Source organism: Rhodospirillales bacterium (assembly GCA_016699855.1).
GTDB lineage: Bacteria > Pseudomonadota > Alphaproteobacteria > Reyranellales > Reyranellaceae.
Genome location: CP064988.1, coordinates 5,111,621 through 5,134,178, shown reverse-complemented (window position 1 = coordinate 5,134,178; position 22,558 = coordinate 5,111,621). Strand labels below are relative to the sequence as shown.

The 22,558-nt window shown below is 71.3% G+C and carries 20 protein-coding genes; 9 read left to right on the top strand and 11 right to left on the bottom strand.

What is annotated here, in order from left to right; all coding sequences use genetic code 11:
* Positions 1-52: 52 nt before the first annotated feature.
* Both IPK81_24315 and IPK81_24310 read right to left on the bottom strand, forming a co-directional pair.
* Complete coding sequence (locus IPK81_24315) at positions 53-1,027, bottom strand: tripartite tricarboxylate transporter substrate binding protein (protein QQS12551.1); 975 nt, start codon at positions 1,025-1,027, stop codon at positions 53-55.
* Positions 1,028-1,125: 98 nt separating this feature from the next.
* Positions 1,126-1,860, bottom strand: a complete 735-nt coding sequence (locus tag IPK81_24310; protein ID QQS12550.1) for an MBL fold metallo-hydrolase — start codon at positions 1,858-1,860, stop codon at positions 1,126-1,128.
* Between the two features lie 97 nt (positions 1,861-1,957).
* Here IPK81_24310 and IPK81_24305 point away from each other — a divergent pair, with 97 nt between their 5' ends.
* The gene (locus IPK81_24305) at positions 1,958-2,902 is read left to right on the top strand and encodes a hypothetical protein (protein QQS15251.1); all 945 of its coding nucleotides are present in this window, start codon (positions 1,958-1,960) and stop codon (positions 2,900-2,902) included.
* Between the two features lie 22 nt (positions 2,903-2,924).
* On the opposite strand, the gene ppk2 is transcribed toward IPK81_24305, so the two are convergent.
* The 5 genes from ppk2 to IPK81_24280 all read right to left on the bottom strand — a co-directional run bounded on the left by ppk2 (position 2,925) and on the right by IPK81_24280 (position 9,766).
* Positions 2,925-3,986, bottom strand: coding sequence for a polyphosphate kinase 2 (ppk2, locus tag IPK81_24300; GenBank protein QQS12549.1), 1,062 nt, complete (start codon positions 3,984-3,986; stop codon positions 2,925-2,927).
* A 391-nt stretch (positions 3,987-4,377) separates the two neighbouring features.
* Positions 4,378-5,985 carry an AMP-binding protein gene (locus IPK81_24295; GenBank protein ID QQS12548.1) on the bottom strand — a complete coding sequence of 536 codons (1,608 nt, stop codon included), beginning with the start codon at positions 5,983-5,985 and terminating at the stop codon, positions 4,378-4,380.
* A gap of 104 nt (positions 5,986-6,089) precedes the next feature.
* Positions 6,090-7,544 carry an amidase gene (locus IPK81_24290; protein ID QQS12547.1) on the bottom strand — a complete coding sequence of 485 codons (1,455 nt, stop codon included), beginning with the start codon at positions 7,542-7,544 and terminating at the stop codon, positions 6,090-6,092.
* 71 nt (positions 7,545-7,615) lie between these two features.
* Positions 7,616-8,803: a divergent polysaccharide deacetylase family protein gene (locus IPK81_24285; protein QQS12546.1), complete on the bottom strand. Its 1,188-nt coding sequence runs from the start codon at positions 8,801-8,803 to the stop codon at positions 7,616-7,618.
* Positions 8,804-8,875: 72 nt separating this feature from the next.
* Positions 8,876-9,766, bottom strand: a complete 891-nt coding sequence (locus IPK81_24280; GenBank protein ID QQS12545.1) for an EamA family transporter — start codon at positions 9,764-9,766, stop codon at positions 8,876-8,878.
* A gap of 133 nt (positions 9,767-9,899) precedes the next feature.
* Between IPK81_24280 and IPK81_24275 the strand changes: the two genes are divergently transcribed.
* The 3 genes from IPK81_24275 (at position 9,900) to IPK81_24265 (ending at position 12,195) form a co-directional block, all read left to right on the top strand.
* Positions 9,900-10,505: an aminodeoxychorismate/anthranilate synthase component II gene (locus tag IPK81_24275; GenBank protein ID QQS12544.1), complete on the top strand. Its 606-nt coding sequence runs from the start codon at positions 9,900-9,902 to the stop codon at positions 10,503-10,505.
* A 20-nt stretch (positions 10,506-10,525) separates the two neighbouring features.
* The gene (locus IPK81_24270; protein ID QQS12543.1) at positions 10,526-11,719 is read left to right on the top strand and encodes a PLP-dependent transferase; all 1,194 of its coding nucleotides are present in this window, start codon (positions 10,526-10,528) and stop codon (positions 11,717-11,719) included.
* 146 nt (positions 11,720-11,865) lie between these two features.
* On the top strand, positions 11,866-12,195 hold the full coding sequence (locus tag IPK81_24265) for a hypothetical protein (GenBank protein ID QQS12542.1): 330 nt from the start codon (positions 11,866-11,868) through the stop codon (positions 12,193-12,195).
* A 30-nt stretch (positions 12,196-12,225) separates the two neighbouring features.
* On the opposite strand, the gene pncA is transcribed toward IPK81_24265, so the two are convergent.
* The 3 genes from pncA to IPK81_24250 all read right to left on the bottom strand — a co-directional run bounded on the left by pncA (position 12,226) and on the right by IPK81_24250 (position 16,934).
* A complete protein-coding gene (gene pncA, locus IPK81_24260; GenBank protein ID QQS12541.1) occupies positions 12,226-12,951 on the bottom strand; it encodes a bifunctional nicotinamidase/pyrazinamidase in 726 nt (241 codons plus the stop codon).
* A gap of 95 nt (positions 12,952-13,046) precedes the next feature.
* Entirely contained in the window at positions 13,047-16,667 is a 3,621-nt protein-coding gene (locus IPK81_24255; GenBank protein QQS12540.1) for an ABC transporter ATP-binding protein, read from the bottom strand.
* A gap of 45 nt (positions 16,668-16,712) precedes the next feature.
* Entirely contained in the window at positions 16,713-16,934 is a 222-nt protein-coding gene (locus IPK81_24250) for a hypothetical protein (GenBank protein ID QQS12539.1), read from the bottom strand.
* 130 nt (positions 16,935-17,064) lie between these two features.
* On the opposite strand from IPK81_24250, the gene IPK81_24245 reads away from it, so the two are divergent.
* The 5 genes from IPK81_24245 to IPK81_24225 all read left to right on the top strand — a co-directional run bounded on the left by IPK81_24245 (position 17,065) and on the right by IPK81_24225 (position 21,452).
* Complete coding sequence (locus tag IPK81_24245; protein ID QQS12538.1) at positions 17,065-18,156, top strand: LysR family transcriptional regulator; 1,092 nt, start codon at positions 17,065-17,067, stop codon at positions 18,154-18,156.
* Positions 18,108-18,926, top strand: a complete 819-nt coding sequence (locus IPK81_24240) for an SDR family oxidoreductase (protein ID QQS15250.1) — start codon at positions 18,108-18,110, stop codon at positions 18,924-18,926. The genes IPK81_24245 and IPK81_24240 overlap by 49 nt, the downstream gene beginning before the upstream one ends.
* Positions 18,927-19,268, top strand: a complete 342-nt coding sequence (locus tag IPK81_24235; GenBank protein QQS12537.1) for a hypothetical protein — start codon at positions 18,927-18,929, stop codon at positions 19,266-19,268.
* 74 nt (positions 19,269-19,342) lie between these two features.
* Positions 19,343-20,575 (top strand): LLM class flavin-dependent oxidoreductase, encoded by a 1,233-nt coding sequence (locus tag IPK81_24230; GenBank protein ID QQS12536.1) that lies wholly within the window; start codon positions 19,343-19,345, stop codon positions 20,573-20,575.
* Positions 20,576-20,663: 88 nt separating this feature from the next.
* Positions 20,664-21,452, top strand: a complete 789-nt coding sequence (locus tag IPK81_24225) for an alpha/beta fold hydrolase (GenBank protein QQS12535.1) — start codon at positions 20,664-20,666, stop codon at positions 21,450-21,452.
* A gap of 118 nt (positions 21,453-21,570) precedes the next feature.
* On the opposite strand, the gene IPK81_24220 is transcribed toward IPK81_24225, so the two are convergent.
* On the bottom strand, positions 21,571-22,389 hold the full coding sequence (locus IPK81_24220) for an alpha/beta fold hydrolase (GenBank protein QQS12534.1): 819 nt from the start codon (positions 22,387-22,389) through the stop codon (positions 21,571-21,573).
* Positions 22,390-22,558 lie beyond the last annotated feature (169 nt).

Below are 22,558 nucleotides of genomic sequence, written 5' to 3'. Positions count from 1 at the left end.
CCGGCAATCCGTGGCGGATTTCGATTCCGCTGCTCGGAAGCGCCGACCTCCCCTACTCCACCTTGGCGCCCGACGCCTTGGCGATCGGGGCCCAGTAGGCGATCTGGTCGAGGTAGTACTTCCCGGCCGAGGCGGGCGTCGAATTGGCGATCAGGTCGATCGCCAGCGCGGCGGCCCTCTCCGCCAGCGCGGGATGGCGCAGCGCGGCGTTGGTCGCCGCGTTGAGCTTCTCGATCACCGGCTTCGGCGTGCCGGCGGGCGCGAACAGCACGTTCCACGTGCGCGACACGAACGGGAACCCGGCGCGCTCCTCGATCGTCGGCACGTCCTTCATGGCGGGCACGCGCGCCTCGGTCGACACGCCCAGCAGCCGCAGCTTGCCGGCGTCGAGGAATCCCTTGCTCGAACCGAGCGTGTCGAACTGGAAGGCGTGCCGCCCGGCCAGCGTGTCCTGCATCGCCGGGCCGGAGCCGCGATAGGGCACGTGCATCGCCTCGCCGCCGGCGCGCGCCGCGAACAGATGGCTGGTCAGGTGGATCAAGCTGCCGTTGCCCGGCGTCGGATAGGAGTGCTTGCCGGGCTCCTTGCGCAGCATCGCGACCAGCTCCTCCGTCGTCCTCGCCCCGCCGGGGGGCACGACGAGGATGAGCGGCACGCTGCTGATGTGGGCGACGGGATCGAGATCCTTGTGCGGATCGTAGGGCAGCGTCGCGTAGAGCGTCGGGACCAGCGACATGATCGAGGTGCCGAACAGAACGGTGTGGCCGTCGGGCCGGGCTTTGGCGACCTGCTCCGACGCCAGGTTGCCGGCGGCGCCGGGCTTGTTCTCGACCAGCACCTGCTGGCCGATCGCCTCGGTCAGGCGTTCGGCCAGAAGCCGCGCCAGCACGTCGGTCGGCCCACCGGGCGCGAAGCCGACCACCAGGCGGATGGGCTTGTCCGGGAAGGCGGTCTGCGCCCACCCGGCTGGAGCCGCCAGCGCGCCAGCGCCCAGCGCCAAAGTCGTTCGGCGTGTGAACCTGCGCATGCCCGTCTCCCCCTGCGCGGCCGGCGACAGCGGCCGGGCGTCGATCCTCACGTCGACGGTAGCGCGCCGCCGCCCGCGCTCCAAGCCGCAGGAAGTGCCTAAAGGTCGACGACCAGGCCGTCGTCGGCGACCTCGAAACGGCCCGCGAGATCGCGTCCGAGCATGTCCGGACCGAGATGCGTCAGGATCGTCCGCTTCGGCCGCAGGCGGTCCATGTTGGCGGCGACGGTGGCGAGGTCGAGATGGAAGCGGACCTTGCGATCGTGGAAGTACGCCTCGACGATGAACAGGTCGACGTCGTTGGCGACCGGGATCAACGCCTCCGTCCATTCCGTGTCGCCGGTATAGGCGACGCTGCGGCCGTCGACCGTCAGGCGCAGCGCCAGCGGCGGCGCGCCGCAGGAATGCACGACCCCCATCGGCAGCACGTCCACGGCGCCGACCCGCGCCGGCTTGTCCGGCGTGAGCTCGACGATCTCGACGGCGAACCGGCGTTCGATCCGCGTCGAGCCCGGAAAGAACACCTCCATCGCGTCGTCGAGCCGCTCGCGCAGGCCCGGCGGTCCGGCGATGGTCAGCGGCGCGGCGCGGCGGCTGCCGAGCTGGGCGTCGAGGATCAGGAACGGCAGGCCGCCGAAATGGTCGCCATGCAGATGGGTGATGAAGACCGTGTCGATGCTGTTCGGATCCACGCCCCATTTGCGCAGCGCGACCATCGATGAGGCGCCGCAGTCGATCAGGAACGACGCGGACGGCGACACCACCTGGAAACACGTGTTGAACCGCCCGCCACTGCCGAACGCGTCGCCGCATCCGATGAACCTGACCCGCATCGCGCTCCGCCTCCCGCGCGCCCATGCTGCGCCGTCGCCGGCTGCCCGCGCAAGCGCGGCTCTGCTAGGGTTCGCGCGATATCGGGAGGACCGCATGATGGCGCCACGCGTCAACCGCGCGATCGAGCTGCTCGCGCAAGGGCAGGCGATCTACTACGACGGCCCGCACACCGGCCACGTGCTGACCCACGCGCAGGGCCGCGCCGACGCAGGGACATGGGCCGACTACATCAACGTCGGCATGGAGCACGGCGCCTTCGACATGACGGGGCTGGCCGAATACATGCGCGGCCTGGTCGACGGCGGACCGACGCGGTCCGGCCATCGCGCGCCGGCGGTGATCGTCGAGGCGCCGGTAAACGGCACCGACGCCGACAACGTGCGCTTCAACGCCTGGCAGTTCCGGCAGATCCTCGGCCGCGGCGTCCACGGCATCCTGCTGTGCCAGGCCGAGAGCGCCGAGGCGACGCGCGCCTTCGTCGAATCCTGCCGCTATCCCCACCACCTCGCCGGCGTCGATCCGGCCCAGCCGACGCCGCTGGCGCGGCTCGACGGCGCCGCGCGCGGGCCCGCGGCCCCGGGCAAGCTCGGCACCGGCACGCGCGGGCGCGGATCGGAGCCGACGGCGGCGCCGGTCTGGGGCCTGACCACCGAGGAATACATGCGGCGCTGCGAGCCTTGGCCGTTGTCGCCGGACGGCGAGCTGCTGCTGGGAGTCAAGCTGGAGAGTCCGGAGGGCATCGCCAATTGCGAGGCCATCCTCGACATGCCCGGCCTGGGCTTCGCCGAGCTCGGCCCCGGCGACCTCAGCCTGTCGCTGGGCCACACCACCATGCCGCCATGGCCCTATACGCCGGAGATGCGCCGGGCGCGCGACCGCGTGCTCGCGGCCTGCCGGGCGCGCGGCATCGCCTTCCTGGAGGGCGCGACGCCGGCCACCATCGCGGCGCGGATCGACGAGGGCGTGCGCGTGGTCGCCGGACATGACCCTGAAACGGCGAAGGCCGGCCGCGCGCACCAGCGGCGCGCGATGCCCGTGTGAGGCGGTGGGCGGCGCGAGTCCGTCAGCCGCCGCGACGCAGCTCCGGGTGGACCGTCTTGCCGAGGATGCCTCCATCCCGGCCGATCACGTGGCTTGTCGACCCGACGATGAGGGGGTCGGGCTGGACGGCGACCGCCGTGTCCTTGTTGGGATAAGGCAGGAACGACAGGAAGTGCTGCATGCACGCCAGCCGCGCCCGCTTCTTGTCGTCCGATTTGACGACGGTCCATGGCGCGTCGGCGGTGTCGGTGTAGAAGAACATCGCCTCCTTGGCCTCCGTGTATGCGTCCCACTTGTCCAGCGACGCGCGATCGATGGGCGAAAGCTTCCACTGCTTAAGGGGATCGGTCTCTCGCGCCTCGAAGCGGCGTCGCTGCTCGTCGCGCGAGACCGAGAACCAGTACTTGAACAGGCGGATTCCGGACCGCGTCAGCATGCGCTCGTACTCCGGGCACTGGCGCATGAATTCGAGGTAGTCGGTGGGCGAGCAGAACCCCATGACGCGCTCGACGCCGGCGCGGTTGTACCAGGAGCGGTCGAACAGGGCGATCTCGCCGGCCGCCGGCAGATGGGCGATGTAGCGTTGGAAGTACCACTGGGTGCGCTCGCGCTCGCTCGGCTTGGCCAGCGCCACCACGCGCGCGGTGCGCGGGTTCATGTGCTCCATGTAGCGCTTGATCGTCCCGCCCTTGCCGGCCGCGTCGCGGCCCTCGAAAAGAACGATGACCTTCTCGCCGGCTTCCTCGATCCAGCGCTGCGCCTTCAGCAGCTCGCGCTGCAGGCCGACCATGTGCGCCTCGTACGGTTTGGTCTGCATGCGCGTCACATAGGGGTACTCGCCGCTCTCGAAGAGCCGGCGGATGCTCGCCGGATCGCGCTTCCTCAAGGCGATGTCATGGCGGCTCCTGGCCGGGCGGGCCGGCTTCGCCTGAACCTCGCCAGCGGCCCCGGCCGCGGTCGCGATGGCGGCCGCCGCCTCCGGCACCCCCGCGGAGGCGCTCTGCGCGGGCGCCGCCGCCGGCTCCGACGCGGCCTCGTCCGGGTAGGCTGGCGCCGCGGCGTTCAGATCGATCGACTTCTGCATCATGGCAACCTTCAATTTCGGCGATCCGGCGGGGGCAGCGCCGCATGTCGTCACGTCGACGGCGCAACTGAGGTCACATTCCATCCTCTCCGCCCGCCGTTCCCTGATCTGCCTCAAAGCCGAGCCTGATCCGGCCGCTCCCGGAAGGCCGGCGCGCAGCGGCGGGAACAGCGTCCCGACCGACCATGCCGAACCACGGGCGAGCGGCCTTCACCGTCGCCCCGGCGTCAGGACTCGCGTCGCGGAACGCCCTGCCCCGCGTCGTTCCCGGCGGCGCTTTTGGGCGCGGCGCCGGCGTCTCGCGGGCGGCGCTCCATCGCCACCCCGCGACCGGGTGGACGCCCGCGCGCGCATCCGGCGCGGGCGCCCCGGTGACGACGGGCGGGCGGCGTCAGCCCGCCACCGGCAGGCGCTCGCGCAGCGCGACCTTGTGCACTTTCTCCAGCGTGCTGCGCGGCATGTCCGGCACCAGCAGCACCTGCCGCGGCCGCTTGAAGTCGGCCAGCTTGGCGGCGCACTCCGCCATGATCCGCGCGGGCAGCTCGTTGTTGCCCTCGATCTTGACGTCCGGCGTCGGGATCACGAAGGCCACCGGCACCTCGTCGAGCATGCGGTGCTTCTGGGCGACGACGGCGCATTCCTGCACGCCCGGCACCAGCGCGATGACGCGCTCGATCTCCGACGCCGCGACGTTCTCGCCGCCGACCTTCAGCATGTCCTTGTCGCGGTCGCTGAAGGTCAGGACGCCATCCTCCTCCAGCTTCACGCGGTCGCCGGTGATGAACCAGCCGTCCTCGGTGAAGCTCTCGGCGGTGGCCTTGGGATTGTTGAGGTACTCCAGGAAGATCTGGATGCCGCGCGTGCCGTGGCACTGGAGATGCCCGATCTCGCCGGGCTCCACCGGCGTCTTGAGATCCTCGCGCAGGATGCGGATGCCGTAGCCGGCGGCCGGCCGGCCGGTCGTCATCGGCCGGTTGCGCAGCAGCGCGTCGCCGACGATGCCCTGGCTGACGGTCTCGGTCATGCCCCACCAGCCGATGCTGCGCACGCCGAAGAAGTCGTCGAACGGCGGCTCGTTGACGCCGTTGCCGAACAGCCGGAAATGGTGCGTGGGCAGCGGATGCTCCATCAGCGCCTTGCAGAAGAACGGCAGGGTCGAGGCGAAGGTGCAGCGGTTGCGCAGCGCCACGTCCCAGAACCGCCGGGCGCTGAATTTCGGCTGGATCACCACCGTCCCGCCGGCCCACATCGTCGGCAGGATCGAATAGCTGCGCGCGTTGGTGTGGAACGACGGCATCACCACGTGGTGCACGTCGTCCGGCGTGAGCGTCTGGTGGATGGCCGAGGTGCGCGCGCCCCACAACGCGTTGCCCTGGGTCCACAGCACGCCCTTCGGCCGCGACGTCGTGCCCGACGTGTACTGCACCGAGCCCGGCCGCCACGGATCGGCCTCGATGGCCGGCAGGTCGTGCGGATCGCCGTCCAGCGAGGAGAACGCGTCGGCCTTGGCCGGGCGCAGCTCCGCCGGCGGCTCGCCGCCCTCGACCAGATGCTCGGTGACCACGAGCCATTTCAGGTTCTTCGCGTTGGCCGCGACCACCGCCGCCAGCTCGGGCTGCGTGACGGCGCCGACCGCCCCGCAATGCTCGGCGAAATACGCCAGCTCGTCGCCGGCCGACCGCGTGTTGGTCGTGACCACGACCGCGCCGAGCCGGGCGCAGGCGAACCACAGGAACTCCATCTCCGGCGCGTTGTCGAGATGCACCAGCACGCTGTCGCCGGCCTTCACGCCGCGCCTGCGCAGGCCGGCGGCGACACGCAGCACGCGGTCGCGGAAGCGGGCGTAGGTCCACACCTCGCGCGCGCCCTCGAAGGGTTCCCACACCAGGAACGGATGGTCGCCGCGCGTCCCGGCGCGGAAATCGAGCAACCAGTTGACGTCGCGGCCGGCGAATGGATTGACCGGTGTGGCGCGGCCGTCGGCGGGCGCGAAGGACATGGCGTTTCCCCGGAGCTGTTGTCGTCGACCCGCAGGATAGCGCGGCGCGCGGCGCGGGAGCGACGCCGTCGGCGCGCGGCGCCCATGCGCCGCGCGGCGGCGCCTCAGGCGAACATGGGCGGCGGCTCGAAGCCGCCGATCAACGGGGCCAGGCGCTTGGCGAGGTCGATGGTGGTGCGGTCCTCGAGGTACGGCCCGACGATCTGCATCCCGACCGGCAGGCCGGCGCGCGTCCGGCCGATCGGCGCCACGGTCGACGGCAGGCGCACGTTGCCGATCAGCCCCGCCCATTTCAGCGAATCGAAATATGGCCGTGTCGTCCCGTTGACCGTCAGCGTGCGCTCCAGCATGCGCGGCGACTGGTCGTGCGCGAACGCCGCCGTCATGACCACCGGGCAGAGGAACACGTCGTGGTCGCGGAAGAACGCGTCCCAGGCCATGCGGTCCTTCTGGCGCAGATCGGTCAGCCGCAGATACTCGGTGTGCCGCATCACGGAGGCGCGCGCCAGCGTGGTCAGCGGCCCGTTGTCCGCCGGCGCGGCCGTCGCCGCGACCTGCTCCAGCCGCCGCATGACGTGGTCCGGCTTGCCGGCCGCGAGCAGCGCGTTGAGCATGTCGTGGTAGACGGCGAAGGAGCCGGCGAAATCCAGTTCCGGCTTGGCGCGGCGCACCGTCGCGCCCGCCTTGGCCAGCGCGTCGGCGGCGGCGTCGATCATCGCCGCCATCTCGCCGTCGACGGGGCAGAATGGATCGTCGGCGCAGACGGCGACGCGGTAGTCGCCGATCGCGCCCTGCCGGGGATTCGGCAGATCGATCCGCCATGCCAGCGCGTCGAGCTCGCCCGGCCCCGCCATGACGCCGAGCGCCAGGTCGAGATCCTCGGCCGAACGCGCGAGCGGGCCGCCGACGCCGATATCGGCCTCGACCAGCGATCCCGGCGGGCCAGGCACGTGACCGCGCATCGGAACGACCCCGTAGCTCGGCTTGTGGCCGTACACGCCGCAGAAATGCGCGGGGTTGCGGATCGAGCCGCCAATGTCGCTCCCCAGTTCCAGCGGCGTCAGCCCCGCCGCGACGGCCGCCGCCGCCCCGCCGGACGATCCACCCGGCCCGCGCGCCAGGTCCCATGGGTTGTTCGTGGTTCCATAGACCGCGTTGTAGGTCTGGAGGTCGCCGGCGTAGAGCGGCGTGTTGGTCTTGCCGAAGATCACCGCGCCGGCGTCGACCAGCCGGCGCACGGCGTCGGCGTGCCGGGGCGCGATGTTGCCCTTCAGCGCCGGCGCGCCGGAGGTGGTCGGCAGGCCCGCGACGTCGAAGCATTCCTTCACCGTCATCGGCAGGCCGTGGAGCGGGCCCCACGAGAGCCCCTTCGCGCGCGCGTCGTCGGCTTCCTTCGCGTAGGCGCGGGCGCGCTCGATATCGGTGACGACGACGGCGTTGATCGCCGGGTTGTGCCGCTCCAGCCGCGCCAGCAGCGAGTCGAGCAGTTCGAGCGAGCCGATCTCGCCCGCCGCCATGGCGCGCATGAGGTCGGTGGTCGTGCGGTACGCCGCGTCCATGGTCTCGGCCTTTCCTCCCGGGATCGACGCGCCAGCCTAGCCGGCCGCGCCGGCGACCGGAAGCGCGCGCGCTACTCCCAGCCGCCGCGTCGGCGCAGCGCGGCGCTGACCGGGCCGAGCTGCAGCCCCTTGCCCGCCACCGACGGCAGCCACTCCGCCAACGCCTGGATCGTGGCGTCGTGCGGATGGCCGATCGCGATGGCGAAGCCCTGCCGGCGCGCGACGCGCTCGGCCTCGGCGAGCTGGGCGCGGACGTTCTCGACGCTGTCGACGTCGTCGAGGAAGACGTGCCGGTCGACGAACGGCAGCCCCAGCTCGTCGGCGACGAGCCCGCCGACGGAATGCGCCGAGGTGCGCGAGTCCAGCCACGCCAGGCCGCGCGACTTCATCTCGCGCAGCGCGATCTCCACGCCGGGGCGCCATGTGGTGAAGCGGCTGCCCATGTGGTTGTTGACCGCGACGTAGCCGCCGAAGCTGTCCAGCGCGGCGATCGTGCGGCGCCGGATCGCGTCCTCGGCCAGCGTCGTCAGCAGCGCGTTCGGACCGGGGTCGGCGCTCGACGACAACGGCTCCATCGGCAGGTGCAGCATCAGCTCGTGGCCGCGGCCGCGCGCCGCCTGCGCCTGCTCGCGCAGGTCCCTCGCGTAGGGCAGGTACGAGAGCGTCAACGGTCCCGGCAGCTCGGTGACGCGGCGCGAGCGCGCTCGGTCGACGCCCATGTCGTCGATCACGATCACGACCACGGGCCGCGCGCGGTCGTCCCGGAACGGCACGGCGTTGCGCTGCCAGGTCGCATCGCCCGAAAGTCGACGCGCCGGCGGCACGGCCGCGACCCGCTCCTCGAACACCGGCCGCGCCTTGCCCTCGGCCTCGGAGTATTTCGGCAGGTCGGGAAGATCGTCGATGCGCGCGTATTTTGGTTCAGCCGGTGGCTTGGTCGCGGCGCGCGGCGCCGGCGCCGCGCCGCGTGGCGGCGCGGTGGCCGCCGTGCGTACGGCCGGCGCGTCGAACAGCGATGTGAGCCAGAGACCACCGGCGGCGCCCAACACGAGCAACGCGGCCAGCGACACGCCGATGAACGCCAGACGGCGACCCGCGAAGACGCCGGCCAAGGCGGCGGCGGCTCCGGAGAGCATGGCGCGCCCGCCCGATAGCGCCGCGTCGAGGCGGGCGCCGGGCGTGGGCGTCTTGCCGGAGCGCTTCTTCCCGCGCGCGGGTTTGCGGCCCGATTTGGCGGCGCGACGTGGGCCTGAGGCCATGATGGTGGACTATGTCGAGGGGATCGTTCGTTGTCGTTGCCGCCACCATAGCACGGTGGCGGCGGACCGGCGCTAGAACAGACGCGGCCCGTTCATCAGCACCAGCCCGGCGACGATGACTCCCGCGGCGACGACCCGGCGGCGGCCGAACGGCTCGCCGAGCAGCAGAGTACCGAGTAAGGCGCCGAACAGGACCGACGTCTCGCGCAGCGCGGCGACATGCGCCATCGGGCCCTGCGACAGCGCCCAGATGGCGATGGCGTAGCCCACGGTCGCGATCGCGCCCCCGGCGGCGCCGCGCCACCAGGCGCCACGAAGATAGGCGACCACGGCGCCCCGCCGCAGGATCAGTGCCACGACCAGCAGCCACGGGCCTTCCAGCACGTTGAGCCAGGCGATGTAGGCCAGCTTGTGCTCCAGCGTCGGCCCCGCGGCGCGCACGCCCGAGCCGTCGGCGACGATGTAGCCGGCGATCGATATCCCCGTGAGGACGGCGTAGACGGTGGCGAGGCGGTGGTTCCCGGCGCGCGGCGCCGCGGAGGGCCGCGCCGGCAACGCCAGCGCGATCAACCCAAGGCTCAGCAGGGCGACGCCGGCGACGTCCTGGACCCGCAGTTCCTCGCCGAGCAGCCGGCCGGAGAACAGCGCCACCAGCAGCGGCCCCAGCCCGCGGGCGATCGGATAGGTGTGGCTGAGATCGCCGTGGGCGTAGGCCTTCAGCAGGAAGAAGTAGTAGAATAGGTGGATCGTCACCGACGCCGCCAGCCACGGCCACGATTCCACCGCCGGGGCCGGCAGGAACGGCACGAACACCCCGCCCAGGAACGTGCCGCTGAGCATGATGATGCCGAACGTCGCCAGCCGGTCGGTCCTGTCGGCCTTCAGCAGCGCGTTCCACGAGGCGTGCATGATCGCGGCCGCGAGCAGCAGTCCGATGACGAGCGGGTCGAGCACCAGCGACATTGCGGCGCACTCCTCGCACGCCACCGGCCCCCGTGTCTAGCGCGCGATTGTCCCGCTCGTCCGGGGCGTCGCGCCGGTGGCGTCGGCGCCCGTCGTCGGGTAGTGTCCGCGCCTCGCTCCGGGAACCGCCGCCATGCTGCTGGTCATCGATAACTACGACAGCTTCACCTACAATCTCGTCCACTACATCGGCGATGTCGGCGGCGTGTGCGAGGTGCGCCGCAACGACAAGATCACGGTCGAGGAGGCGCTGGCGCTGAAGCCGGCCGGAATCGTGCTGTCGCCCGGCCCGTGCACGCCCAACGAGGCCGGGATCTGCCTCGACCTGATCGCCGCCGCCGCGAAGAACAACGTGCCGCTGCTCGGCGTCTGCCTCGGCCACCAGGCGATCGGACAGGCGTTCGGCGGCAAGGTGGTGCGCGCTCCGGTGCCGATGCACGGCAAACTGTCGGCCATGTCCAACACCGACCGCGGGGTGTTCGAAGGCGTGCCCTCGCCGTTCACCGCGACGCGCTACCATTCCCTGATCGTCGATCGCGCCTCGCTGCCGGATTGCCTGGAGATCACCGCCGAGATGGACGACGGCATGGTCATGGGCGTCCGCCACAAGTCGCTGCCGATCCACGGCGTGCAGTTCCATCCCGAGAGCATCGCGTCGGAGCACGGGCACCGCATCCTCGAGAATTTCCTGCGCCTGTGCGGCGACCATCCCGACCAGCAGAAGAAGCGGGCCGCGTAGGCGGTCCGCGGAACAGCGCCATGACCGACAGCAAGGCGAAGCCGCTCGCGCCGGAATCCCTCGCCGCGCAGGCGCTGGGCTGGGTCGACGAGGCCACCCGCGCGGTGGTGCCGCCGATCCATCTCGCGACGACGTATCTGCGCGACCCCGACAACCAGTACCGCTCCGGCCGCGTCTACAGCCGCGCCGACTCGCCGAACTACGACCAGCCGGAGCAGCTCCTCGCCAAGCTGGAGGGCGGCGCGGCGGCGATGGTGTTCTCCTCGGGCATGAGCGCCGCCACGGCCTGCTTCCTGGCGCTGGCGCCCGGCGACCACGTCATCGCGCCCAAGGTCATGTACTGGTCGCTGCGCAACTGGCTGCTCAATTTCGCGACGCATTGGGGACTGGTGGTCGAGTTCGTCGACGCCGACTCGGTCGATGCCGTCCGCGCGGCGGTGCGGCCGGGAAAGACCAGGATGATCTGGCTGGAGACGCCGGCCAATCCGCTGTGGTGCGTGTCCGACATCGCGGCCTGCGCCAGGATCGCCCACGACGCCGGCGCCCTGCTGGCGGTCGACTCGACCTGCGCCACGCCGGTGTTCACGCGGCCGATCGAGCATGGCGCCGATCTCGTGATGCACGCCGCCACCAAGTATCTCGCCGGACATAGCGACGTCATCGCCGGCGCGCTGGTGGCGGCGCACGACGACGACCACTGGAAGCGCATCCGCCTGATCCGGGCGCAGCTCGGCACGGTGCTCGGGGCGCTGGAATCCTACCTCCTGCTGCGCGGCATGCGGACGCTGTTCCCGCGTGTGCGTACGGCCGCCGACAACGCGCGTTGGCTGGCGGAGCGGTTGGCGGCGCATCCCCTCGTCGAGGCCGTGCTCTATCCCGGTTTGCCCGGCTTCGCCGGCCACGAGGTCGCGGGCCGGCAGATGGCCGGCGGCTTCGGCGGCATGATGTCGATCCGCGTGAAGGGCGATCCGGCGCTCGACCTCACGGGCGAGGCCGCCGCCATCGCGGTGGCGGCGCAGGTCGGCCTATGGAAGCGCGCCACGTCGCTGGGCGGCGTCGAGAGCCTGATCGAGCACCGCGCCAGCGTCGAGGGCGCCGGCACCCCGGCGCCCGCCGATCTGCTGCGCCTCAGCGTCGGGATCGAGGCCAAAGAGGATCTGTTCGACGATCTCGACCGAGCGCTGTCGCTGGCGCACCGCCGCAATGCGGGCTAGCGCGAGTTCTCTGATTGAGCCTGCAACATCATCGGACAGTTGTGCGGCGATTTGCGATGCCGTCCGGATCTCGGCCGCAACATACCGGGTGGTGAGCAGCGCGAGATCGACTAGATGCCAACAACCTGACTCTAGAGGGCGACGCCATGGAGGACGACGAGCCAAACTGGCGAGACGAAATCACGCAGAGAAACGAAGCCCTGCTGAATTCTCTCTATATGCTCGTCGAGCAGTTCACGGGCAACGTTCCCGACGAGGTAGGCCACGCGCTTGAGAAGACCCTCGTCCGATCGCTCGTAAAATACGTTGAGCAGTGTTGCACCCTCGACGGGCGGTTGGACAGCTTGGCCGAGACCGCTGCGGAAACCGCGATCCTTCTTCTAGTCGACTACGGCTTGGCGGAGATCGTGACTCCAATTCGAATCACGGCTCGGTGGACCGACGCGGGCAATGCGATCCGTCAATCTGGCTGGTAGCGCCCGCCGCCAGTCTCATCGATTCCCCGCTCAGGCGGCGATGTCGGCCGACTTGATGCGCTTCACGCCGGCCTCGAGCATGTTCTTCCACGCCGCCGCCATCGAGCCCTGCGCGTCGATGCCGCGCGACGCGTCCTCGATCACTAGCGCCTCGAAACCCTTCTTGCGCGCGTCCAACGCGGTCCAGGCGACGCAGAAATCGGTCGCCAGTCCGGCGAAGAACAGCCGCGTGATGCCGCGGTCCTTCAGGTAGCCGCCCAGGCCGGTCTCGGTCTTGCGGTCGGCCTCGAGGAAGGCGGAGTAGCTGTCGATCCCGCGGCGGAAGCCCTTGCGGACGACGAGCTGGGCGTGCGGGATGGCGAGATCGGGATGCAGCCCGGCGCCGTCCGTGCCCTGCACGCAATGGTCAGGCCACAGCACCTGCTTGCCGTAGGGCAGGTCGATCGTCTCGAACGGCTTCTTGCCGGGATGCGAGGACGCGAACGAGACGTGGTTCGGCGTGTGCCAGTCCTGCGTCAGGATCACGTTGGCGAAGCTCTTGGCCAGGCGGTTGATCAGCGGTACGACGGCGTCGCCGTCCGGCACCTCGAGGCTGCCGCCCTTCGTGAAGCAACGCTGCACGTCGACCACGATCAGCGCGTCGCTCTCACCGGGCTTCAGCGGAGTCTGCGCCCAGGCCGGCGCGCCGATGGTGGCGAGCAGCGCGAAACCTCCGCCCGCCCGCAGGAAGGCGCGTCGATCACATCCGTGCGTCATGACCATCCTCCTGTCATGCGGCGCGGAACGTCGGCCACGCCGGACGGTGAAAGTCTGATCCGGCCGCCTGGCGCCCGCAAGACGCGCGGTGCGGGTCAGGACGACGCGGCGGTCGACAACCGGGCGGGCGGCGCCGCGCCGGCGTCGGCGGCGCCGGACATCTGCCGCGACACGAGCTGGGCGTACAGCCCGCCGCGCGCCAGCAGCGTCCGGTGGTCGCCGATCTCGACCACGCGGCCGCCGTCCATCGCCACGATCACGTCGGCGTCGCGCACGGTCGACAGGCGGTGGGCGATGACGATGGTCGTACGGTCGGACTTCAGCCGGTCCAGCGCGCCGCGCACCGCCTGCTCGTTGACCGCGTCGAGGTGCGACGTGGCCTCGTCGAGGATCAGCACCGGCGCGTCCTTCAGGAAGGCGCGCGCGATGGCGACGCGCTGGCGCTGGCCGCCCGACAGGCTGGTCCCGCGCTCGCCGACCGGCGTGTCCAGCCCTTCCGGCAGGGTGGCGACGAGATCGGCCAGCGAGGCGTGCGCCACGGCGGCGTCGAGCGACGCCGCGTCGGCGTCGGGCCGGGCGATCAGGATGTTGGCGCGCAGCGTGTCGTTGAACAGGTAGGTGTCCTGCGCCACGAGCGCGATGTTGCGGCGCAGAGCGTCGAGCTTGAGCTGACGCAGATCGACGCCGTCGATGGTGATGCGTCCGGAATCGGGATCCCAGAACCGCATCAGAAGCTGCGCGGTCGTCGTCTTGCCGGCGCCGGACATGCCCACCAGCGCCACCGTCTTTCCCGCCGGCGCGGTGAAGGTGACGTCGCGCAGCGCCGGCCGGTCCTGGTCGGGATAGGTGAAGCCGACGTTCTCCAGCGCGATCGCCGCGGCGCCGGTGCGCGCCGGCGCGCCCGGCCCGTCGCGCACCGGCACCGGCTCGTTGGCGAGCGCGTAGACGCGCCGCGTCGCGCCCATCGTGTCGGCGAGCTGCCGGCCGACATGGGCGATCTCCGACACCGGCAGGAACGCCGCCATCGCCAGCAGCGCCAGCAGCGGCAGGCTCGAGGCGTCGATCGCGCCGCTCGACGCCAGCACCGCGCCCGCCGCCACGACGGCCAGGCCGCCCAGCCCGGTGAACATCTCGGTCAGCGCGTGCTGGAATGTCAGCTCGCGGAAGAACGGCAGCCGCAAACCGGCGTGGCGCGCCGTCAGCGCGTCGAGCTTGTCGCCGCGCGCGCGCTCCTGCTGGAACGCCACGATCTCGCCGAGACCCTGCACCGAGTCGACCGCGAAGGCGCCGAGCTCGCCCGCCGCCTCGCGCGCGCGGGAGCCGAGACGGTCGACGCGCTTGCGCATCAGGAACGGACTGACGCCGACGGCGAGCAGGAACGGCAGCAGCGCCAGCACGATCCAGCCGCTGGCCTGGCCGAGCACGATCAGCACGACGGCCGGCACCAGCACGGCGACGAAGGCCGGCGCCACGGTGTGGGCGAAGAAATACTCGACCAGCTCGATGTCGTGGGTCGCCAGCGACATCAGATCGCCGGTGCGCCGGCGCGTCAGGTAGGCCGGCGCCAGCGCGTCCAGCTTGCGGAACGCGTCGATGCGCATCTCGGCCAGCAGGCGGAACGCCATGTCGTGCGCCAGCCAGGATTCCAGCCAGTGCAGCAGGCCCGATAGCGGCGCCACCACGGCCAGCGCCCACAGGTACGGCGCGTAGGGCTGGCCGTTCTTCAACGCCTGCACGGCGAGCGCGCCCAGCACGCCGACGCCGATGAACGCCAGCACGCGGGCCACGCCGAACGCGAAGGTGCCGGCGAGCCGGCCACGCCACGGCACGATCAGCTTCATCAGCTCGACCACGAGCCGGAACCAGCCCAGCCCCTCGGCCTTGAGGATCCCCTCGGTCGGCGCCGGACGTCCGCTCGGGCCGGCGCGCTCGACCTCGGTCTCGACCGCCGCGCCGCCGCCCACCGCGACCGACGACGCCTGCGCGCCGCGCTCGCGCGCCTGCTCGGACATCAGCGTCGCGTAGACGCCGCCGGCGCGCATCAGCGAGGCGTGGTCGCCGCTCTCCGCGACGCGGCCGCCGTCGAGCACGAGGATGCGGTCGCATCCGATCACGCTCGACAACCTGTGCGCCAGCACCAGCGTCGTGCGGCCGCGCATCAGCGCGTCCAGCGCCTGCTGGATCACGGCCTCGTTCTCGGCGTCGACCGCCGACAGCGCCTCGTCGAGCACGAGGATCGGCGTGTCGCGCAGCAGCGCGCGCGCGATGGCGACGCGCTGCCGCTGGCCGCCCGAGAGCTTGACGCCCTTCTCGCCGACCACCGTGGCGTAACCCTGCGGCAGTCCCGCGACGAAATCGTGGATGTTGGCGGCGCGCGCCGCCGCCTCGACCTCGGCGTGGGTCGCGTCGGGGCGGCCCATGCGGATGTTGTCCTCGACGCTGCCGTGGAACAGGAACGTGTCCTGGTTGACGACCGAGATCATCGACCGGATGCGCGCGAACGGGAGGGTCCGCAGGTCGTGGCCGCCGATGGTGATCCGGCCCGAATCGGGATCGTGGAAGCGGAGAAGCAGGCGCACGATGGACGACTTGCCGCCGCCGGACGGGCCGACGATGCCGATCCGTTCGCCGGCCTCGGCGCGGAATGAGAGCCCGTCGTGCACGACGCCCCGGCCGCCGGGATAGGCGAAGCGCACGTCCTCGAAGGCGATCGCCGGCTCCAGCGTCGCTGGCGCCGCGCCGGCGTCCGGCGCGTCGGCGACGCTGGGCCGCTCGTCGAGGATGGCGTAGATGCCCTGCGCCGCCGACATCCCGACCATGCCTTGGTGCAGCACCGAACGCAGCTCGCGCATCGGCCGGTAGACCTCGACGCCGAGCATCAGGATCATCAGGAGCCCCGCGATCGACAGCGCCCCGCTCTCGACCCGCCAGGCGCCGAGCGCAAGCGCGGCGGCCGCGCCGCAGGCGATCGCGGTGTCGGTGATGCCGCGCGCGGCGGAGTTCGTCGCCAGCACCCACATGGTGCGCTTGAACAAATCGCGCGCCCGCTCGGCCAGACGGTCGGCCCGCGCGCCGCTCTGGCCGAACGCCTTCAGCGTCGCCAGTCCCTGGATCGAATCGAGGAAGTCCGCCGCGAAGGCGGCGTAGGCCTTCTGCCGCGCCAGGGACGCCTGGGTGTCGTTGCGGTGCCAGATCGACGGCGCGAACAACGCGACAAGCGCGAAGGCCAGGATGACGAGCGCGACCGGCAGGTCGATCCACGCCACCGCGAGGAAGATCAGCGGCGGCGTCAGCAGCGCGATCAGGAACTGCGGCAGGAACTGTCCGAAATACGTCTCGAGCTGCTCGACGCCGTCGACCAGCGACAACGTCAACGCGCCGGAGCGCCGGCGCGCCACCGCCGCCGGTCCGAGCGCGGCGATCCGGTCGAAGATCGCGCGCCGCAGCTTGCGCTGCACCCTCGCCGCGGTCTCGTGCGCCACCATGGTGCGCGCGTGCTCCAGCGCGCCGCGCAGCACCATGACGCCGGCGACCAGCGCGATCGGCCACGCCAGCGTCGCCGGCCCGGCGCCCGCGAACACCGCGCCGATCAGCCAGCCCAGCAGCGCCAGCCGCGCCACCCCCGCGGCGACCGCCGCGAGTCCGACCGCCACCGCCCACGCGATGCGTCCGCGTACTTCGCCGGTGAAATCCAGCAATCGACGTTCGACGTGCATCTCTAGAACTCCCGTCCGGGGCGCCGCGGCGGCGCCGTTCCCGCCTCAGCCCCAGAACCCCTTGGCAGCTTCCGCCCTCGCGGCGGCGCGGTCGAGCGCGACGTCGGCCAGCAGGCGGCCGTCCAACTCCTGAAGCACCGCCCGCGAGCGGGCCAGCGCCATCCGGCGCGACAGCCAGTCGAGCGCGATCCGTGGGCGGTGGAAAAGACTGTCGCGGGGCGGAGCGGGCGCCAGGTGGTCGTGCAAGCGGTGCGTCGCGGCGGTCATCGTTCCTCTCTTCCGGTCGGTGCGGCGGCATCGCATCGAGGTCGTCGCCGCGCTCCATGCCGGGAAAGCTAGCCTGTACGTATTCGTTCGTAACTCGACAATGGAGACCACTAGCTGTACGTTTTCGTACATGAGCGCCGACTGGGACGACCTGCGGGTGTTCCTCACCCTCTCCCGCGAGGGCAATCTGAGCGCGGCCGCGAAGCGGCTGGGCGTGAGCCACCCCACCGTCGCGCGCCGCGTGCGCGCGCTGGAGGGGCGCCTCGGCGCGCGCTTGTTCGACCGCCTGCCCGACCGCTTCGCCCCGACTGCAGCGGGCGCCGAGCTGCTGGAGGACGCGGAGGCCATGGAGCGCGCGGCCGAGTCGATCGGCCGGCGCAGCGCCGGCCTCACCGACACGGCGCGCGGCGTCGTGCGGATATCGGCCGGCGAGGCGATGACGACGCTGCTGGCGCGCCGCGCCGCCGCCCTGCGCCGCAAGCTGCCGGAGATCGAGTTCGAGCTCGCGACCAGCCACATGCTGGCCAACCTCTCCCGGCGGGAGGCGGATCTGATGATCCGCGAGCAGGTGCCCGACCTAGGTGAGATCGTCGCCCGCCGGATCGGCCGCGTCGCCTACGCCGTCTACGGGCACCCCAATCTGACGGCCCACGCCCGCCCTGCGCCTCCTGCGCTGCGCATCATGCCGTGGGCCGGCTTCGACGACGCGCACGGCTACATGCCCGGTGCCCGGTGGCTGGCCGATCTGCTCGGCGACGTGCGGCCGGCCGTGCGCGCCAATAACTGGCTGGTGCTCCAGGAGGCGGCGCGCGCCGGCGCCGGCCTCGCCGTGCTGCCCTGCTTCCTCGGCGATTCCGACGCCGACCTCCGCCGCGTCGGCGGGGTCATCGACGCGGTCGCGGCCGACCAATGGCTGCTCGTGCATCGCGACCTGCGCGACCTGCCGCGGGTGCGCGCCGGCATGGACGCGGTGATCGAACTGTTCGCCGAGAGCGCGGTGCGCTGGAGGGACGTACGCCGAGGAAGCGGCGCCCGCCGGGCGACGAGCCTTGCCCCGCGTCGGCGCATGGGCAAAGCTCGGCATGAACGCGCGTTCATGCTCGGAGAGGAACGGACATCGTGGCGGGTAGACTCCAGGACAAGGTCGCGGTCATCACCGGCGCCGGCAGCGGCATGGGCCGCGACACGGCGCTGCGCTTCCTCGACGAGGGCGCGCGGGTGATGGTGTCTGACCTGAACGAGGCCAACGGCCGCGGGACGGTGGCGCTGGGCGAGGCGGCGGGCCACGCCGGGCGCGTGGCGTTCGTGCGCACCGACGTGGCCGACGAGCGCGACGCCATCGCGATGGTGGCGGAGACCGAGCGGGTGTTCGGCACGCTCGACATCGCCTATCTCAACGCCGGCGTCGGCGGCGCCTTCGGCCCGATCGCCGAGACCACGGTCGAGGGCTGGGACTACACCTTCGCGGTGCTGACGCGCGGCGTGTTCCTCGGCATGAAGCACGCCTCCATGGCGATGAAGAAGCACGGCCGCGGCGGCGCGATCCTCGTCACCGCCTCGATCGCCGGCATCGTCGGCGGCGGCGGCAGCCACGCCTACTCCGCCGCCAAGGCCGCCGTCATCAGCCTCACCGAGAACGTCGCCACCGAGCTGGCGCCGCACATGATCCGCGTCAACGCCATCGCGCCGGGCGTGATCTCGACGCCGCTGGTGCACCGCGGCCAGCCCGAGCGCTACGAGCGCCAGTTCGCGCGCCAGCCCTGGCCGGAGCGCGGCGACGGCAAGCACATCGCGGCCGCGGCGGTGTTCCTGTGCTCGGACGACGCGCGCTTCATCACCGGCGAGACGGTGAAAGTCGATGGCGGCCTGCTGGCGCAGGGCATCGCGCTGTGGGGCACCGGCAAGGACAACCCGTTCCTGCGCAGCGCCGGCGTCAACCACGGCTCGACCGGCCAGGCGATGGAAGTGCGCCGCGTCGGCGGCGACGATTGAATGCGCGGGCCACCGAAGAGCGCGCAGCCCCGGCGGCTGGCCGCAGCGACCCTCGCCGCCGCGCTGGTCGTGTCGGCCGCGACGCCCGCGCGCGCCGACGCCATCGACGGACGCTGGTGTTCGGCCGACAACCGCGATCTGACGATCCGGGGACCGGACATCGTGACGCCCGAGGGCGTGGCGATGAAGGGCGACTACGACCGCCACGGGTTCCGCTACCAGCGGCCCGGCGGCCCCGTCGTCGAGATGGCGCTGTTGAGCGAGACGACGATGAATCTGCGGCCGGCGCCCGACCGGCCGGTCGAGGTGTGGAGGCGTTGCGCGGCGAAGCCCGTCAGCTAGGGTTGGCGGGACGCCGCGGCGGACGGCGGAATGGCGGACGAATTGGAGCGGCCGTGGCCGCATCGGAGGCGACGATGAAGTTCACCTGGTTCCATCTGATGCCGTGGCCGCATCTGCCCGACGATTTCCGCGAGAAGTACCGTTCGGTGTGGGTCGACATCCCGACCACGCTCTACGACCCCAAGCGCGGCCATCAGATCTACCACGAGTATCTCGACCAGCTCGAATACGCCGAGACGGTGGGCTTCGACGCGCTGGGCGTGAACGAGCACCACGCCAACGCCTACGGCCTGATGCCGTCGCCGAACATCATGGCGGCGACGCTGGCGCGACGCACCAGCAAGGCCGCGATCATGGTGCTGGGCGACTCGATCGCCCTCTACAATCCACCGATCCGCGTCGCCGAGGAATTCGCGATGCTCGACGTGATCTGCGGCGGCAGGCTCGCGGCGGGGTTCCCGGTCGGCACGTCGATGGACACCAACTACGCCTACGGCTCGATCCCGGCGCTGACGCGCGAGATGTACAGCGAGGCGCACGAGCTGATCATGCGGGCGTGGCGCGAGGACGAGCCGTTCGCCTTCAACGGCCGCTACACCAAGCTGCGCTACGTCAATTGCTGGCCCAAGCCGGTCCAGCGGCCGCGGCCGCCGATCTTCATCCCCGGCGGCGGCTCGCTGGAGACCTACGATTTCTGCCTCGAGCACGACTACACCTACTGCTACCTCAGCTACTCCGGCTACCTCCGCGCCAAGCAGCTGATGGACGGCTACTGGGAGCGCGTCGCCAAGGCCGGCAAGGACGAGAGCCCCTACCGCGGCGGCTTCGCCCAGGTGATCTGCGTCGCGGAGACGGACGCCGAGGCCGAGCGTCTCTACGCGCCGCACGTGCACTACTTCTATAACCGCTGCCTGCACGTCTATCCCGGCTTCGCCGACGCGCCGGGCTACCGCACGGTCAAGACGCTGCAGGCCAACATGGTGACGCAGCTGACGCAGGCGCAGCTGCGCAACTACCCGACGCTGACGTGGAAGGACCTCGTCGACCAAGGCTACGTGATCGCCGGCTCGCCGGCGACGGTGCACGACCGCATGGTCGACCTCGCGAAGTCGCTGCGCGTCGGCAACATCTTCGGCCTGTTCCAGATCGGCGACATGCCGGCCGACAAGGTGCGCCACTCGACGACCCTGTTCGCCGAGAAGGTCATGCCGCGGCTGAAGGCGGAGCTGTTCCCGGAATGGCGGAACGAGGACCGCTTCTGGATCAAGCCGATGGCGGAGGCGGAGCGCCGCGTCGCGGCCGAGTAGGCCGCCTCCGATCCCACGCCCGGCCGCCGCGCCCGGACGATGGGCGCGGCCGCCACGGCCTTCCGTCCCGCACCTTCAGAGTCAAAAGATGCCCATCACGTCCCGTCTGATCGATGTCGCCGGCGGCCGCGCCAAGATCCGCGTCTACGAGGGCGGCGACGGCGCGCCGCTGCTGTTCTTCCACGGGGCCGGCGGCCTGATGCGCGACGATCCATTCCTCGCCGCGCTGGCGACGAAGTACCGCGTCTACGCCCCCCTGCTCCCCGGCTACGAGGATTCGACCGGCGAGGAGCGCGTGCGCACGATGCTCGACTTCGCGCTGCTCGGCTTCGACGTGGTCGACGCGCTCGGTCTCGCGAAGCCGATGGTGCTCGGCCTGTCGATGGGCGGCATGATCGCCGCCGAGATGGCGGCGCTGGCGCCGAACGAGATCGAGCGCCTCTGCCTGGTCTCTTCCGCCGGATTGTGGATGGACGCCACGCCCATCCCCGATCTGTTCGCGCTGCTGCCGCAGGAGCTGCCGGGCTATCTGTTCCACGACGTCGAGGCCGGCAAGCGGCTGATGACGCCGTCGGGCGATCTCAACGACATCAAGTTCCTCGCCGACTTCATGGTGATGAACGCCCGCCGCCTGGGCATGGCGGGCAAGATCCTGTTCCCGATCCCCGACCGCGGCCTCGCCGAGCGCCTCTACCGCATCAAGGCGCGGACGCTCGTGATCTGGGGCGCCGAGGACAAGCTGATCCCGCCGGTCTACGGCGAGGCGTTCCGCAAGGGCATCAACGGCGCGCGTCTGGTCACGATCCCGCGGGCCGGACACCTCGTCGGCCACGAGAAGCCCGAGGACGTCCTGCGGGCGCTGGCGACGCTCAACTGACCTCGCGGACGCTCAGCGCGCTCGTTCAGGACACGACCCCACCGTCATCCCTCGCTACGCTCGGGATGACGGTGGGGTCGTGCGACGACGGCGTGCCGCCGCACGTTGAACGCGGACGCTACCCGCCCACGAACCCGTTCCGGCGCAGGAACGCGACGCACGACCGGGCGCACTCCTCGGCGTGCGAGAACGGAATGCCGTGGCGGGCGTGCGGGATGATCCGCAGCTCGGCGCCGGGAATCAAACGCTGCATCGCGCGCGCGATGTCGACGGTGACGTAGGGCGACCCATCGGCCGCCATCACCAGCACGGGAACGCGGATCGCCGCGAGATCGGCGCTCAGGTCGACACCGACGAGCATTTCAGCGACATCGGCCAGCACCTCGGCCGATCCACCGGCCTGCTGGCGCGCGAACCAGTCGCGCGCCGCCGGCGCGAGCTGGTCGTCGTGGAAGCGCTCGCCCATCATGCGCTCCGACCACGCCGCGATCCCGTCCCGCGCCAACCGCGAACGCCACTCGGCGACGCGCGCGAGATCGCCGCCGCGATACGGGGCCGAGCAGGTGGTGACCGACAGCACCCGCGCGCCGCCGTCGAGCGACGCCAGACGCAGCGCGGCGGCGCCGGCGGCCGACTCGGCGACGATATGGAAGCGCTCGACCGCGAACGCGTCGGCCACCGCCAGCATGTCGTCGGCCCACAGGTCGATGCTCCACGGATGGCGCCCCGTGGGAATGGTCGAGCGCCCGAAGCCGCGGCTGTCGAACCGCACGATCCGCGCATGCGGGATCAGATGCGGCAGCCAGCCATTGAAGATATCGGCGGTGGTCGACACGCCATGGCTCATCAGGATCGCCGGCGGATCGACGGTCCACGGCGGCACGAGATCGACGATCTCCGCGTGAAGCTCCGCGCCGTGCGCGACATCCACCCGCATCCCGACACCTCCATCCCGTCCGTCGGCATCTTGCGGTCCTGGGCGGTGGATGCGCAACGGACGACGCCCGAATCGGAGATTGAACGGCGCCGCGCGAGGATCACGCAATCCGTGGACCAGCGCTCCTCGTCGTCCGCGCAACGCCGGTCCGGTTCTCGCGGCGAAGACC